This is a genomic window from Thalassolituus sp. ST750PaO-4 (assembly GCF_020320405.1).
Lineage (GTDB): Bacteria > Pseudomonadota > Gammaproteobacteria > Pseudomonadales > Oceanobacteraceae > Venatoribacter > Venatoribacter alkanivorans.
Map to the genome: position 1 here is coordinate 321,666 of NZ_JABVCB010000012.1, position 15,940 is coordinate 337,605.

14 protein-coding genes are annotated in these 15,940 nt (G+C 55.7%); 13 read left to right on the forward strand and 1 reads right to left on the reverse strand.

Annotated features, from left to right (window positions below):
* Positions 1-13 precede the first annotated feature (13 nt).
* The 12 genes from HUF18_RS14630 (at position 14) to gorA (ending at position 11,474) form a co-directional block, all read left to right on the forward strand.
* Positions 14-943, forward strand: coding sequence for an electron transfer flavoprotein subunit alpha/FixB family protein (locus tag HUF18_RS14630; protein WP_145468689.1), 930 nt, complete (start codon positions 14-16; stop codon positions 941-943).
* Between the two features lie 118 nt (positions 944-1,061).
* A complete protein-coding gene (locus HUF18_RS14635) occupies positions 1,062-2,402 on the forward strand; it encodes a UDP-glucose dehydrogenase family protein (protein ID WP_225692699.1) in 1,341 nt (446 codons plus the stop codon).
* Between the two features lie 2 nt (positions 2,403-2,404).
* The gene (gene gspE, locus HUF18_RS14640; protein WP_446751463.1) at positions 2,405-3,946 is read left to right on the forward strand and encodes a type II secretion system ATPase GspE; all 1,542 of its coding nucleotides are present in this window, start codon (positions 2,405-2,407) and stop codon (positions 3,944-3,946) included.
* A gap of 2 nt (positions 3,947-3,948) precedes the next feature.
* Positions 3,949-5,160, forward strand: a complete 1,212-nt coding sequence (gspF, locus tag HUF18_RS14645) for a type II secretion system inner membrane protein GspF (protein WP_145468695.1) — start codon at positions 3,949-3,951, stop codon at positions 5,158-5,160.
* A gap of 9 nt (positions 5,161-5,169) precedes the next feature.
* Positions 5,170-5,610 carry a type II secretion system major pseudopilin GspG gene (gene gspG / locus HUF18_RS14650; protein WP_225692700.1) on the forward strand — a complete coding sequence of 147 codons (441 nt, stop codon included), beginning with the start codon at positions 5,170-5,172 and terminating at the stop codon, positions 5,608-5,610.
* Positions 5,610-6,191: a type II secretion system minor pseudopilin GspH gene (gene gspH, locus HUF18_RS14655; protein WP_145468697.1), complete on the forward strand. Its 582-nt coding sequence runs from the start codon at positions 5,610-5,612 to the stop codon at positions 6,189-6,191. The genes gspG and gspH overlap by 1 nt, the downstream gene beginning before the upstream one ends.
* Entirely contained in the window at positions 6,181-6,552 is a 372-nt protein-coding gene (gene gspI, locus HUF18_RS14660) for a type II secretion system minor pseudopilin GspI (protein ID WP_145468699.1), read from the forward strand. Before gspH ends, gspI begins: the two co-directional genes overlap by 11 nt.
* Complete coding sequence (gspJ, locus tag HUF18_RS14665) at positions 6,552-7,283, forward strand: type II secretion system minor pseudopilin GspJ (protein WP_225692701.1); 732 nt, start codon at positions 6,552-6,554, stop codon at positions 7,281-7,283. Before gspI ends, gspJ begins: the two co-directional genes overlap by 1 nt.
* A complete protein-coding gene (gspK, locus tag HUF18_RS14670) occupies positions 7,283-8,299 on the forward strand; it encodes a type II secretion system minor pseudopilin GspK (protein ID WP_225692702.1) in 1,017 nt (338 codons plus the stop codon). Before gspJ ends, gspK begins: the two co-directional genes overlap by 1 nt.
* Positions 8,300-8,309: 10 nt before the next feature.
* Entirely contained in the window at positions 8,310-9,566 is a 1,257-nt protein-coding gene (gspL, locus tag HUF18_RS14675; RefSeq protein WP_225692703.1) for a type II secretion system protein GspL, read from the forward strand.
* Positions 9,563-10,087, forward strand: a complete 525-nt coding sequence (gene gspM / locus HUF18_RS14680; protein ID WP_225692704.1) for a type II secretion system protein GspM — start codon at positions 9,563-9,565, stop codon at positions 10,085-10,087. The genes gspL and gspM overlap by 4 nt, the downstream gene beginning before the upstream one ends.
* 31 nt (positions 10,088-10,118) lie before the next feature.
* Positions 10,119-11,474, forward strand: a complete 1,356-nt coding sequence (gene gorA / locus HUF18_RS14685; RefSeq protein ID WP_255606141.1) for a glutathione-disulfide reductase — start codon at positions 10,119-10,121, stop codon at positions 11,472-11,474.
* A gap of 105 nt (positions 11,475-11,579) precedes the next feature.
* On the opposite strand, the gene rapA is transcribed toward gorA, so the two are convergent.
* Positions 11,580-14,339, reverse strand: coding sequence for an RNA polymerase-associated protein RapA (gene rapA / locus HUF18_RS14690; protein ID WP_225692705.1), 2,760 nt, complete (start codon positions 14,337-14,339; stop codon positions 11,580-11,582).
* A gap of 263 nt (positions 14,340-14,602) precedes the next feature.
* Here rapA and HUF18_RS14695 point away from each other — a divergent pair, with 263 nt between their 5' ends.
* Positions 14,603-15,895, forward strand: a complete 1,293-nt coding sequence (locus HUF18_RS14695) for a DUF945 family protein (RefSeq protein WP_225692706.1) — start codon at positions 14,603-14,605, stop codon at positions 15,893-15,895.
* The last annotated feature ends 45 nt before the right edge of the window (positions 15,896-15,940 follow it).

A 15,940-nucleotide genomic window follows, 5' to 3' on the forward strand; every position in this document is an offset into this window, starting at 1 on the left:
AGAGGATTGTGTAATGGCTATTTTAGTAATCGCAGAGCACGATAACGCTACTCTGAAAGGCGCAACCCTGAACGTTGTAACTGCTGCTGCCGCTATCGGTGGTGATGTGGTTGTTCTGGTTGCCGGCAGCAACTGTGGTGCCGCTGCTGAAGCTGCTGCCAAAGTGGCTGGCGTGAGCAAAGTTCTGGTTGCAGACAATGCAGCCTATGAATATCAGCTGGCTGAAAACATGGGTGAGCTGGTTGCCGAACTGGGCAAGGAATACAGCCACATCCTGGCTGCAGCGACCACAACCGGTAAAGACTTCCTGCCACGCGCAGCTGCTCTGCTGGATGTGAACATGCTGTCTGAAGTGACTGCTGTTGTTGATGCGGACACCTTCTCCCGTCCTATTTATGCCGGTAACGCCATCGCGACCGTTAAATCTTCTGACAGCATCAAGGTGATGACTGTACGTGGTACTGCGTTTGACGCAGCTGCGGCTGAAGGTGGTTCTGCGGCGGTTGAAACTGTTGCTGCCGTTAAAGATGCAGGCCTGTCTGCTTTTGTTGGTGAAGAGCTGGCTAAGTCTGACCGTCCTGAGCTGACCGGTGCCAAGATTGTTGTATCTGGTGGTCGTGGCATGCAGAACGGCGACAACTTCGAGATGCTGTACAAAGTGGCCGACAAAATCGGTGCTGCTGTTGGTGCATCCCGTGCAGCGGTTGATGCTGGTTTCGTACCTAACGATATGCAGGTTGGTCAGACCGGTAAGATCGTTGCTCCGGATCTGTACATCGCCGTTGGTATTTCCGGCGCGATCCAGCATCTGGCTGGTATGAAGGACTCTAAAGTCATTGTTGCTATCAACAAAGACGAAGAAGCTCCAATCTTCCAGGTGGCTGATTACGGCCTGGTTGCAGACCTGTTCGACGCAGTGCCTGCACTGGAAAATGCTCTGTAATATCAGTAGCTTAGAAAAACCCGGCCAAGGCCGGGTTTTTTTATGTCATTGAGTTGTCATTTTTCCGTAATAAGGTAACGTACTGTCGGTTTACGAAGTTACGAATAAGGAAATAACCTTGAATATTACGGTAGTAGGGACGGGTTACGTTGGTCTGGTAACCGGCGCGTGTTTTGCCGAAATGGGCAACAGCGTTACCTGCGTAGATACAGATGAAGCCAAGGTTCATCAACTCAAGGAAGGCATTATCCCGATTTACGAACCAGGCCTGGAGGCCATCGTACGGGAAAACAGCAAGGCCGGACGTCTGCTGTTCAACACCTCTTTATCCCAGGCAATGCAGCAATCTGCGTTGTACTTTATCGCAGTCGGCACGCCTCCGGGTGAAAACGGCTCGGCGGATCTTACCTATGTTCTGGATGTGGCCCGCGGAATTGGCCGCAATCTTCAGGGTTATGCCATCGTTGTGAATAAATCGACCGTGCCGGTTGGCACGGCAGAGAAAGTGCGCGATGCCATCCGCGCCGAGTTGAATGCCCGCGGCGCTGAGATTGAATTTGATGTGGTCTCCAATCCGGAATTTCTGAAGGAGGGCGCAGCCATCGATGACTTTATGCGCCCGGACCGGATTATTATCGGCGTCGATTCAGATCGTGCGCGTGAACAAATGGCTGAGCTATACCACAGTTTCTCCCGTAATCATGACAAACTGATGTTTATGGGTATCCGCGATGCGGAGCTGACCAAATATGCCGCCAACGCCATGCTGGCGACCAAAATCTCCTTCATGAATGAGGTCGCCAACCTGGCCGAGCGCATGGGTGTTGATATCGAAAATGTGCGCAAAGGCATCGGTTCTGACAGCCGTATCGGCTACTCCTTTATTTATCCGGGCTGCGGCTATGGCGGCTCCTGTTTTCCGAAGGATGTACAGGCCCTGATTCATATGGGTGACGAATTTAACTTCGACACCCGTATTTTGCGTGCCGTGGAAGACCGCAATCAGGCACAGAAACAGCGCCTGTTTGAAAAACTGCAGCAGCGTTTTGGCGAAGATATGAGTGGCCGCACCATCGGTGTCTGGGGATTGGCATTTAAACCTGGTACCGATGATATGCGCGAAGCCAGCTCTGTTGCGCTGATCAATCGTCTGGTCGCCGCTGGTGCGGTCGTGCGTGCCTATGATCCGGTGGCCATGGATGAGGCGCGCCGCTGGTTTGCGCCGCAACTGTTTGAGCAGGGGCAGATAGTGTTCTGTGATCACCAATACGATGCGCTGGCCGATGCGGATGCCATGGTGCTGGTTACTGAGTGGAAGCCGTTTCGCCAGCCTGACTTTAACGCCATGAAAAAACTGCTGAAACACCCAATTATCATCGACGGCCGGAACCAGTACGATCCTTATGCGCTCAAAGCGCAGGGCTTTGACTATGCCGGTATCGGACGCGACTTAGGCTAATTATGACCGCAGTAATATCAGAACATCCGGCAGCAGAATCCGGAACCGGTATGCCGCAGGCGCAGCATCAGGCCACCAGCCTGGCAACCCGCCTGCCTTTTGGCTTTGCCAAGCGTTTTGGCGTGGTTGTGGAAGGCGGGCAGGAACAGCTGGTGCTGATCCATAAAGAAGGCATCAGTGTTGATGTTATTATGGAAGTGCAGCGTTTTCTGGCCGCACCATTCCGGCTGGAAGCCGTCAGTAAAGAAGAATTTGAACGGCGCCTTGGGCTGGCTTATCAGAGCGATTCCTCTGAAACCATGGAAATGGTTGAAGGTCTGGGCGACGAAATGGATCTGGCCAGCCTGGCCGATTCCGTCCCGGAAACCGAGGATTTGCTGGAGCAGGAGGGGGATGCCCCCATTATCCGTCTGATCAACGCCCTGCTGACCGAGGCGGTAAAAGAAAATGCCTCGGATATTCACGTTGAAACCTATGAAAAGCGTCTGGTTGTGCGCTTCCGCGTCGATGGTGTATTGCGCGAAGTGGTACAGCCCAAGCGGGCACTGTCAGCGCTGCTGATTTCCCGTATCAAGGTAATGGCCAAGCTGGATATTGCCGAGAAGCGTGTGCCGCAGGATGGACGTATTGCACTGCGCATCGGTGGCCGTGAAGTGGATGTGCGGGTGTCGACCATGCCGTCCAGCTTTGGCGAGCGGGTGGTAATGCGTCTGCTGGATAAGCAGGCCGGACGTCTGAGTCTGTCACAGCTGGGTATGGCCGATCGTGATCTGCGCAGCATGCGCAATATCATCAGCAAACCACACGGTATTATTCTGGTCACCGGCCCGACCGGTTCCGGTAAAACCACCACGCTGTACGGCGCGCTGAGCGATCTGAATGACACCAGCCGCAACATTCTGACCGTCGAAGATCCGATTGAGTACAGCCTGCCTGGTATTGGCCAGACGCAGGTAAATACCAAGGTTGAGATGACCTTTGCCAAAGGCCTGCGCGCCATTCTGCGTCAGGACCCGGACGTGGTGATGATCGGTGAGATCCGTGACCTGGAAACGGTAGAAATCGCTATTCAGGCCTCATTAACCGGTCACCTCGTGCTTTCCACGCTGCACACCAATACCGCGATCGGTGCCGTTACCCGTTTGCAGGATATGGGCGTTGAGCCGTTTCTGCTGTCGTCCAGTCTGATTGGCGTGATCGCCCAGCGTCTGGTGCGGGTGTTATGCAATGACTGCAAGATTGAAGCGATCGCCGATGCCAGCGAGTGCGAGCTGCTGGGCGTTGATGCCGCCAATCCGCCGACCATTTACCATGCCAAAGGCTGCGATAAGTGCAATCAGCTCGGTTATCGCGGCCGTCAGGGTATTTACGAGATCATCGAAGTCGATGAGAAAATGAAAACCCTGATTCATGACCGCTCGGGCGAACAAACCATGGAACAGCATGCGCGCACGCTGGGGCCAAGTATTCGTCAGGATGGCATTCGCAAAGTACTGGGTGGCAGTACCACCATTGAAGAGCTGCTGCGGGTGGCGAAAGGTTAACCATGGCAGCATTTGAATATCAGGCCATCGACGGCCGCGGCAAGCAGCAGAAGGGCGTATTGGAGGCGGACAGTGCCCGCCAGGTGCGCCAACAGCTGCGTGACAAGGGCTGGACGCCACTGGCCGTTGAGCAGACCGCCCAGAAACAGAAAAAAGACAGCCTGTTTGAGCGTCAGCCGAGTTTGTCGGTGCCTGAGCTGGCGCTGATTACCCGTCAGCTGGCAACACTTATTCAGGCTGGCCTGCCGATTGATGAGTCGCTGCGGGCACTGTCAGAGCAAACCGGTAAGCAGCGCATTAAAGCCATGATTCTGGCAATTCGCGCTAAGGTGCTGGAAGGCTACACACTGGCTAAAGCGCTGGCCGAATACCCCAAGGCTTTCCCGCATCTGTACCGTTCAACCGTCAGTGCCGGCGAGCATGCCGGCCATCTGGATGGCGTGCTTAATCGTCTGGCGGACTACACCGAAGCCCGCCAGGCGGCCGACCAGAAGATCAAGCTCGCAGCCATGTATCCGGTGATTCTGACCATTGTGGCTATTGGTATCGTAGTGGGCCTGCTCACTTACGTTGTGCCGGATATCGTTGATGTGTTTGTGAAAAACGGTCAGGAACTGCCCGGTCTGACACAGTTTATGCTCGATCTGAGCCACTTTATTACCGCCTGGGGGATGTATACCCTGGTCGCCATTATTGTCGGGATGATTGCATTCGGTCGTGCCCTGAAAAGCCCGGCTTTCCGTAAGCGTTACCACCACTTTCTGCTGCGGGTGCCGGGTTTGCGCGGTTTTGTCAAAGATGCCAATACCGCCCGCTTTGGCAGTACGCTGGCGATTCTGACGACCAGTGGTGTGCCTTTGGTGGATGCCATGCGCATTGCCAGTCAGGTGGTGACCAATATGCCGATTCAGCAGTCCCTGACTCAGGCGACCGTCACCGTCAGTGAGGGTGGCAGTCTGCATAAAGCTCTGGCCGAAACCGGCTATTTCCCGCCGATTATGCTGCACATGATTGCCAGTGGTGAAAACAGTGGTGAGCTGGATAGTATGCTGGCGCGAACCGCACAGCAGCAGGAAACGTCGCTGGAAAATACGGTGTCAGCACTGGTTAAGATTTTTGAGCCCGTCATGCTGCTGGTGATGGGTGGTATTGTGGCAACAATTGTCGCGGCAATTATGTTGCCGATTCTTGAATTACAAAAAATGGTTCAGTAGGAGAACGGAATGAAATCAATGCGTAACGCGAACCGCCAACAGGGTTTTACATTACTGGAAGTGATGGTTGTACTGGCGATTATCGGCGGCATTATGGCGCTGGTTGCGACCAATATTATCGGCTCTGCCGGTGATGCCCGGATTAAAACCACCAAAAGCCAGATCAAGCTGATCGAAAACGCACTGGATCTGTACAAGCTGGACAATTTTACTTACCCAACCACCGAGCAGGGCCTGGAAGCGCTGGTAAAAAAACCAAGCAGCTCCCCTGAGCCTAAAAACTACAAATCCGGTGGCTACCTGAAGGGTAATAACGTACCGACTGACTCCTGGGGTAATGAGTTTATGTACTTCCTTGATAAAGGGCAGTACGAAATCGTCTCACTCGGTGCCGACGGTCAGGAAGGCGGCGAAGAAGAGAATGCCGACATCAGCAGTCTGGATCACTGATGCGTAAGCAGCTTCAGCGGGGTTTTACCCTGCTGGAGGTGATGGTGGTGCTGGCCATTGTTGGTGGCCTGCTTGCCATGGCAACCCTGAGCAGTGGTGATCGCCAGGCTCAGGATGAGACCACTCAGTTTGCCCATCACCTCAGCAACCTGTTTTCAGCCTATCGGCAAGAGGCGGTATTTCAGAATATCGACCTCGGTGTTGCTATGGATGAGCAGGCGCTGCAGCTGCTGAGCTTTCAGGATGTTAACAGCCAGGAATTCAGCGCCAATAAAACCCGGGAAGAGCTTGATAAGCTCAGTAAAAACCCCTGGCAGGCCTACAGTGGCAGCCTGAAATCCCAGCTTGAAGCTCCCGAGCATGTTTTTATTGCGCTGAATGTCGAAGGGCAGGAGGTTGATTTTGACAGTTTGCTGGATGAAGAGGATGGCGCAAAACCTGCGCTGATGTTTCTTTCTTCTGACGAATACACGCCTTACCTGCTGACACTGACTCACGATAGCGACGATCACTTTCAGGTTCTGATCCGTGGTGATGGTTTCGGGGCGCCGCTGATCAAGGTGGAAACCTATGAAAACTGAACGCCGCCAGCGTGGATTTACCCTGATTGAGGTAATGATCGCTCTGACCGTATTTGTTGCCATTGCCGCTACGATGAGTGAAACCGCCAGTCAGAGTGTCGGTAGTCTGCTGCATTTGCAGGATAAAACCCTGGCGTCTTTTGTTGCCGATAACCGCATGGTGGAGCTGCGCCTTAATGGCCTGCCGCCAGTGGGGGAAAATAATGATCAGGTCGATATGGCTGACCGCGAGTGGAAGGTGTTCACCAAGGTTGAGAAAACAGAATTTCCGGACACGCACCGGGTGACCGTATCGGTGGCGGATATGCAGCATAAAGACAGCAACCTGATCACGCTGGTCAGCATTATGAGCAAATACTGATGCGGCCATTGTCAGCGGTAAAAGGTTTCACCCTGCTTGAAGTGCTGATCGCGGTTTCCATTACCGCCATGATCGGTGTCGCATCCACGCAATTATTAAGCAATGTGATCGACTCAAAACAGGCCAGCGAAGTGCGTTCAGAGCAGCTGGTCAGTCTGCAGCGTTTTAATATGGTTGCCAGCCGCGATCTGGAACAGTTTATCAACCGCAGCATCCGCGACGCATACGGTGATGCACAGGCATCGCTGCTGCTTGATAGTGGCGACTTTCCGCTGGAATTTACCCGTGCCGGTTGGCGTAATTCTCCGGTCAGTACCGATCCGCGGGCCGAGCTACAGCGTGTTGCTTACCGCCTTGAGCCCATCGACAGCGAAGTTTGCGAGCCGGCGCTGCAGCGCCTGCAATCCTGGGGCGTGACTGAGCCTGAGCACGATTGTCTGGTGCGCTATTTCTGGCCGGTGCTGGACCGGGCCAGTGACTCTGTACCGCAGGCACAGGTCGTGCTGGAGCAGGTGGAGCGTCTGGAGATTGACCTGCTGGTGCAGCAGGAACGCAAAGCAAGTGACGGGCAGAGTGCAGAGATCAGTGGCCGGGACTGGTATACCGCCTGGCCGGCGCTGCAGAGTGGCAGTGATGAGGAGCGGCCATTAGCAATCCGCTGGCGACTGACGCTGCCGGCGCTGGGCGAGATTGAGCGCCAGTGGCTGCTGTCCTGGGGAGCTGATTCATAATGCGCAGCCTGCAGAGATCTGAGCGTGGCCTCGCGCTGATTACCGTTTTACTGATTTTTGCCATTGTCTCTATGCTGGCGGTGGCGATGATTGATCGCCAGTCAACCGATGTGCAGCGCAGTGGCACCATGCTTGCCCTGCAGCAGGCGCGTTCGTATGTGTTTGGCGCTGAGCAGGCGGTAAAAACCGGTCTGTACCTTGATTGGAAAAACGACAAGGAAATCGATCACCGCTATGAAGAGTGGGCGCAGGAGCGCACCTTCCCATTATCCCCCGGGCTGGCGCGCATCAATATCGCCGATGCGATGGGGCGTTTTAACCTGAACAGTCTGAGTGTGGCGGCCAGCAATAAAGCGACGCAGAAGATCCGCTTCAGTAATCTGCTTAACCTGCTTGGGCTGGATGTCACCCTGGCCGATACCCTGGCACGCTGGATGGATGAATCCAGTCAGGATGATGACCGCTATCAGGGCATGGAACCTCCCTATAAGGCTGCGTATCAGGGGTGCAAACACCCCTCTGAGCTGCTGTTGCTGGAGGGAATGGATATGGTCAGCTTCCGCAAGCTTGAGCCCTATGTGGTCTGTCTGCCTATCACTGCACAGCTGAATGTGAACACGGCCAGTGCGATGGTGCTGGCCTCCCTTGATGCCGGTCTGTCACTGGCCGATGGTGAGGCGATTGTCAGTGCCCGTGGTGATAAGGGCTTTAAGACAGTTGATGACTTCTGGAGTCTCAGTCAGGTAGAGCCATTTACTAAAACGAATAACGGCGGCAACGCGGGCGAAGGTGAAGCGCCGGTAACAAAGGCCCGCTGGGATAAAACCGACTTCAGTGTAAAATCCGAATATTTTGAAACCTTTATCCGGGTTGAGCTGGGTGACCGTATCGCCACTGGCGAAATACTTATTAAACGTGACAACGGTGATGGTCGGATGACCACACTGTACAGAGATTACTCCCGCCGCGAAGCGAAGCGGGAGCCCGAAACCACCCAACCTGGCATGACGCAATAAGGTGTAGTGCATGGAAACCGCTAAGGCCATAAAAACGATAAAAGTGCAGTGGAACGCGATCAGCGGCCGCTGGACGGTAACTGCTCTGGATCAGATGGCCGCTGGTTCAGAGCAAGGCGTGCAATCGCTGGCATCCTGGGCTGAAGTTCAGGCGGATCTGACGCCGGTGCGTCTGATTCTTTCTGCCTGTAATTATGCTACCCACTGGGTGTCTTTGCCGGGTGTCAGTAATCGTCATCTGGCCCGTGCCTTACCCTATGCGCTGGAAGAAGGGCTGATTGATGATCTGTCGGATTATCTGATTCTGCCCGCCGGCAGTGAAGGCAAAAAAGTCCGTGCTTATGTGGTTGGCAATGACCTGATTGAGCGCCTGCTGGAAGAGTGCGAGTTGCATCACCTGCAGGTGCGTGAGCTGATTCCTGAAACCCAGCTGCTGCCACAGGATGTTCCTGTGATGCTGCGCCAGGGTCAGGGTTGGGCTATGCGTATTCCGGGGGTATTTGAAGGCTGGGTGACTGACAGTGCAATGACCCCGGTGCTGGAATCATTGTTTGATCATGGTGATGAAGAGCAGTCTGCGCAGCAGGTTACCGGTCTGCAGATTATGGCCGCGCAGCTGGATCAGGCGCAGTTGCTGAAAACCACGCTGGAAAGCAGTTTTGCCGGGGTTTTTGCCGAGATAGAACTGCTCGCCAATGATGGCAACCAACTGCGACAGCAACGTCTGCAGGGCAAACTAACCAATTTGCTGACCGGGCGTTTTCAGGTGCGCGAAGTCGCTGAAGACCGCCCGCCTGTGTGGTGGCGTGGTCTCGCGGCCGTCGCTGCGGTTTGGCTGGTTGCTGCCACGCTGTACCTGTTTATCGATAACTACACGCTGAAGCAACAGTCGCAGCAGGTGCGGGCGGAAGCCATCAGTCTTTATAAAAACCTGTTTCCGGGTGAGCGTATCCGCTCGCTGGAGCGTCAGATCAAAACCAAGCTTGATGGTGGAGACAACAGTGACGGCGCAGGCTTTATTGGCACAACCAGTGTGCTGGCGCGGGTGTATGCCGCCCAGGGGCTGCAAAAGCAGGTGCAGTTGATGTCATTGCGTTTTAATGATCGCCTGCAGGAGCTGGTTGTTGAGGTGCGCGCCAGTAATCTGAATGAATTACAGACGCTGCGTGCGGCGCTGGAAAAAGAAGGTCTGGTTGCGGAGGTGGCGTCGGCTACCAACGATAAGGACGGAGTTAAGGGCCGCATTAAGATCGGAGGTTCGGCATGAACGAACGCCTTCAGTTAATTCAGGGGCAGCTGCAGGCGCAGTTGCAGAGCAACAAGGCCGTACAAGCGGCGCAGCACTGGTATCAGGCGCTGCCATCCCGCGATCGGCTGGTTGTTAAGGCGATTGCCGCTTTGCTGGTGCTGGCGCTGATTTTTGTGATGATTTATGCGCCGTTGATCCGCGGCCAGAAAGCCGCCGCACTGAGTCTGGAAAAGAATCTGGCGACCTACAATCTTCTGGCGGAAAACGCTCACCGTTTTGGCGGGGCGGCAACCCCCGCCTCCGATGCGCCGATTCTGGCGACCGTCACCCAGCAGGCGAAGAAAGCCGGCATTGTGCTCAGTCGCTACGAACAGGATGGCAAAGGCCTGCGCGTCTGGGTGGAGAAGGCTGTCTTCGACGATGCCATCACCTGGCTGGAAGGGATGCAGTCCCGGCACGGCATTCGTGTCAGCCAGATCACTATTGATCGTACCGACCGCTCTGGTCTGGTCGACATCCGCGCCACACTGACTCCCTGAGTCAGATTTGAGTAACGGGCAGGGGAATATTATGAATTACGATTTTGAATTGCTGGTGATTGGTGCGGGCTCCGGCGGCGTACGTGCATCGCGCATGGCGGCAGCGCGTGGCGTTAAAGTCGCTGTAGTCGAAAACCGCTATCTGGGCGGTACCTGTGTAAACGTTGGCTGTGTGCCGAAGAAGATTTTTGTCTACGCCTCGGAGTATGCCGAGAAGTTTGAAGAAGCCCGCGGCTTTGGTGTTAACGGCCAGCTGGAAAACTTCGACTGGCCCACGCTTCGCGATAATAAAACCAGTGAAATCAAACGCTTGAATGGTATTTATAATAATTTACTGGAAAATTCCGGCGTTGAAATCCTGCACGGCACAGCCAGCATTATCGACCCTCACCGGGTAAAAGTGGGCGAGCAGGAGTTCACCGCTGAGAAGATTCTGGTCGCCACCGGTGGCTGGCCTTTCAAGCCGGATATTCCCGGTGCCGAGCTGGCCATTACCTCAAATGAAGCCTTCTATCTGGACGAATTCCCCAAGCGCGTGGTTGTCGTTGGTGGTGGCTATATTGCCGTAGAATTTGCCGGAATCTTCAACGGCCTGGGTGCTGAGGCTCACCTGCTGTATCGCGGCGAGCAGATCCTGCGTGGTTTTGATGAAGGTGTGCGCAACTTTGCTGCCAGTCAGATCGCCCATAAAGGCGTTCGCATCCATACCCAGACCGATATCCGCCGCATCGAACGGCTGGCCGATGGCAGTCTGCGCTGCCAGCTGAATAACGGTGATACCCTGGACGCTGATTGCGTCATGTATGCCACCGGCCGCAAACCGCTGACCGAAGGCTTAAACCTTGAGCAGCAGGGTGTTGAGCTGCGTAACGATGGCAGTATTGTGGTGGATCATTTCTTCCGCACCACAGTACCAAGCATTTACGCTCTGGGCGATGTGATCGGCACTCCGGCGCTGACACCGGTGGCGCTGGCGCAGGCAATGAAGCTGGTTGCCCACTGGTACGATGGCAACAACGAGCCGCTGAGCTACGACAGCATTCCGACGGCGGTCTTTTGCCAGCCGAATATCGCTACCGTAGGTCTCAGCGAAGAAGAGGCGCAGGAGCGCTTCGGCGATGATCTGCATATCTATGAATCCGATTTCCGTCCGATGCGGCACACCATGTCCGGTCTTCCGGAGCGTACCTTTATGAAACTGGTGGTACGCGCCAGCACCGATCAGGTGATTGGTGCCCATATGGTCGGGGCAGAGGCCGGGGAAATTATTCAGGGCATTGCCATCGCCATTAAGGCCGGGGCAACCAAGGCGATGTTTGACAGCACCATAGGCATTCATCCGACCGCTGCCGAAGAGTTCGTCACCATGCGTACTCCGCGCAGCTGATCGGCTCTGAATACGGCAACAAAAAAGCCGGTACTGTGTTCAGTACCGGCTTTTTTTTTGCCCGGCGGCGCTGCTGTATACGCCGCGCTTTTATAGGCGCCGTGTTTAGCCGCAGAACACCAGACGCACGCTGTCGAGCGCCAGTTGCGACTGGGCAATGGCATCCAGCACCGCGTCGCGCTCACGCTTAACATCGGCCACTAACAATGGCGAAATATTCGGGTTCTGCTCGCTCAGGGCGCTCAGACGCTCAAGGCGAGCGGCAAAGGCTTCTGTGGCTTTGCTGCTGGCTCGATCAACCATCTTGCTCAGCTGGGCGCTGCCCATTTTCTCCAGCTTATGTATCAGAGGCTGCACGGCTTCTGTTTTCTGCTCGACCAGACCGCGTGCGGTGCCACGTTTCAGTGGCAGCACAAAGGCCGGCAACTCGCCATCGTTAACCTTCAGCTCACCGGCAGGAGTCATCATCAGGTGCATGGCATTGGGTGGCAGGTAGCGTTCAACCGCCAGTGCTTTCGGCGCCGGGCAGCGGGCGACAAACTGCAGTTCGATAAAGCAGTCACCGGTGCGGAAGTCGTGATCTTCGATATAACCGGCGCTGGCGTTACCGGCCGGGCCGCTGGTGATCAGCTCCAGTGCCTGATCCACAAACGGGTGTTCCCAGCTCAGGAATTGCACGTCGTCGCGGGCGAGGGCGATATCACGGCGGGTGGTCGCCATAAAGCCGTCTTCCGGCAGATGCGGCATATCCGGCACCAGCATATGGTCACCCGGTGCGATGGTGATGCAGTCACCACCGAGGTCGATCAGCTCCAGACCAAAGGCATCGGCGAACAGCTCAAGGAAGTCGTTCAGCTCGGCTTCGTCTTCGATATGGGTGATGGTCATGTCTTTCGCCAGACGACGGGCACGCTGCGGATGGCAGGAATGCAGCTCCAGCAGACGATCACGGCCTTCTTCCAGACTGGCCAGCAGCTCATCGCGTTCCGTTGCCAGCTGACGGGTCAGATCATCCAGACCTTCGCCACTGATCAGCGCCTGCTCAATGGCAGCGCGGTGTTTTTCCAGCAGCGGCTGGGCTGCCGGGTTCGGACGACTGAACAGATCAATGCCGGCGTGCAGCAATTGCGCCCAGCGGCCGCTGATGTGATCGCTGAAGGCCGGGATATAGATTTTGATATCTTCCGCCTGACCGATACGGTCCAGACGGCCAATGCGCTGCTCAATCAGGTCGCAGTTAAACGGCAGATCAAACAGCACCAGATGATGGGCGAACTGGAAGTTACGGCCTTCGGAGCCGATTTCTGAACACAGAAGAATACGTGCGCCCTGCTCATGATCGGCAAAGTAAGCCGCCGCCCGGTCACGCTCGACCAGATCCATATGCTCGTGGAACACCGCCACCTGAATGCCGCAGGTTTCCCACAGCCAGGCTTCCAGATCGAGAACCGTCTGTGCGGCATGGCAGATCAGAACGATCTTATCTTTGCCGGTGCTGGCCAGAATGTTCAGCAGCCAGTCGGTGCGGGCATCATCATCGCACCAGCCGGTAACGCCCCGTTCAGGATGCAGATCAGCCAGCGTCGGCGTCAGGTCATCACTTTGCGGTGCTGGCAGGGCCGTCAGCTGTGGCAGGCGTTGCGGGAAGCCGCTCACACCATGACGGGTGTTACGGTACAGCGCCCGGCCCGGACCATGACGGTCAATCAGGGTTTCCAGCAGGCGGTTACGCTGGGTGGCATCGCTGATATCAGCACTGGCATGATCCGGCAGCAGGCGGGCAAGGGTTGCCTGTTGCTCTGCTGACAGGTCATCGCTGCCGGCCAGTGCGGCAGCCAGGTCCGCGACCGGCTGATAGGCTTGTTGTTCAGCCAGGAACTGCTGCAGGGACGGATAACGCTCAGGGTCGAGCAGGCGCAGGCGGGCATAGTGTCCCTGCACGCCCAGCTGCTCCGGAGTTGCCGTCAGCAGCAACAGGCCGTCGACCTGGCGCGACAGGGTTTCCACCAGAGCGTAGCCCTCGTCGAAGCCTTCTTCGCTCCACTGCAGGTGGTGTGCCTCGTCGACGACCAGCATATCCCAGTCGGATGCGCGGATCTGCGGCGCGATGGCATCATGGGTAGCCAGTGACAGCGGACAGAGGAATAGTTGGCCGGTGGCGAAGATGTCATCGTCGCCATCTTCGAGCATATCTTTGCTGACCAGTGAGAAACGCAGGTTAAAACGGCGGATCATTTCCACCAGCCACTGATGCAGCAGATGATCCGGCACCAGCACAAGGGCGCGCTGAATGCGCTGTTGCAACAATAAGCGATGCAGAATCAGGCCCGCCTCAATGGTTTTACCCAGACCCACTTCGTCGGCCAGGAGTACGCGCGGGATAGAATCCTGAGTGACCTGTTCGGCTATATAGAGCTGATGCGGCAACAGGCTGGTACGGCCACCTAATAAGCCGTAGAAAGGGCGCTGACGCAGTTTGCTCAGTTGCTGCAGTGCCATCTGGCGCAGCTCGTACAGATTGTTGTTGTCAATCTGACCGGAGAATAAACGATCGGTTGGCTGGTTTAACTGAATCTGGCCACTGAGGTGGATCTCAGAAATTTCGCGCTCACCGTCGCTGTAAAACACAATACCGTCGATGTCGGTCACGTCAGCGACAGTCAGAATGCTGCCATCCTGCAGCGGCAGCAGGTCGCCTTCTTTGAAGATTACACGGGTGAGCGGGGCGTTCTGGCGTGAATAGCTGCGCACATCGTCGATGGCCGGAAAATAGATAGTAACGACCCGGAAGTCGACATTTTGCACAAGACCGAGACCGAGGTCGGTTTCGGCCTCACTGATCCAACGCTGACCCACTGTATACATATAAGCTTAACCTGCAGATATTTTGACGTGACAAACAGAACCCGGCTGCAGCATGGCAGCCGGTAAAAACAGGCGCGCAGTCTAGCGCAAGGGGGCTTTAAATCCCACCTGCAATGGCACTTTGCCGCGCTATAAACACGCTGGTTCGTGTTTACATTGTTGCCGTGGCTTCTTACGATAGGCCAGCGTCCGTGGTCAGACTCAACGAATGTTCAGACTCGCGCGGGAAACGCACACTGGAATCACATATAAGGACATTGACTATGGGTAAGACCCTGGCCTTGATTGTCGGCCTGCCGGTAATCGCCTCAGCCGCTGCCGCAGGCTACATCACCTATCAGAATATCGAACGCTACGATGCGTTTACCCAGACGTCCCTGCGACAAGCGAACGACAGCCTTGCTGCGCAGGGGGTTGCGATACAGTTGGAAGAGGTCAGTCGCGGGCTGTTCGGTGCTACCCGTGAGGAGCTTTATCATGTTCGCCTGCTGGGTGAAGAACCCGCCGATCTGTTCAGTATCCGCCAGCAGGTAACCATTGAACCGCACCGCGCCTCAGGCACTTTTATGATCGATCCTCAGCAGGGGCTGGCGGGCATGATGCTGCAACAGATGCCGGAACTGCTGGCTGGTCAGCAGGGTGAGTGGCACCTGGATGGCGGCGATGACCGTATCTACGGTCGTTACCAGACCGGGGCCATCAAGATGACACTGCCTGATGGTGGCGCACTGGCTGTTGCACCACTGATCCTGCAGACGGAAACACGGCTTGATGAATCGGCGCGGGGAACGGCCAGGCTCAGTCTGGCCTCTGCCAGCCTGCAGGGCAGCACGCAGGGTGACGCCAATCTGCAGCAGCTGGAGCTCAGTGTTGTCAGCAGTCAGCGTAATGGTGCGCCCTTTATCGACAAGGCCAGCTACCGTATCGGTGCGCTTAATATCGACAGTCCGGCCATGAAAATAAAACTGAATAATCTGCAGACCGAGCAGGCCGCTCTGATTGATCGCGATACTCTGGCATCCCTCTCTACCCTGACATTCAGCAATTTGCGCGTCAGCTCCGCCGACAAAGAACTGAACGTCGATCCCAGCAATCTGTCGCTGTACATCGATGGCGTCAGCTGGTCAGGCTATCGGCGCCTGCTGGAAAAAGTACAGAGTGCCGGCGATGATCAGGCTGCTATTGCCGGTCTGATGCTGAATGCAAACGAAGTGCTGAAGAATGGCGGCAGCCTGGCGCTGGAATCCTTTGAAACCGCGTTTATTTTTAACGACCTGAGTCCGGGTGGTATTGGTGCCAGTGGCGATCTGAAAGTAAACGGCAAGGTCAGACTGGACGCCGGTGATGCCGCCGGACTACCACAGGAACTGATGGAGCGTCTTAATGGTGAGTTGCAGATAAACCTGAGTCGCAGTCTGATGCAAAGTCCGCTGGCTGAGCACTTTATCAGTTTGCTGGACGCGGGAATGTTGCAGGATCAGGATGGGCGATTAGTCAGTCAGCTTAAACTGCAGCACGGACAGCTCAGCGCTAACGATATTGCTGTGGCTTTCTGAACGCAAAAACGCCATAACAAATCCGATTCAGTAGGGTTGTTATGG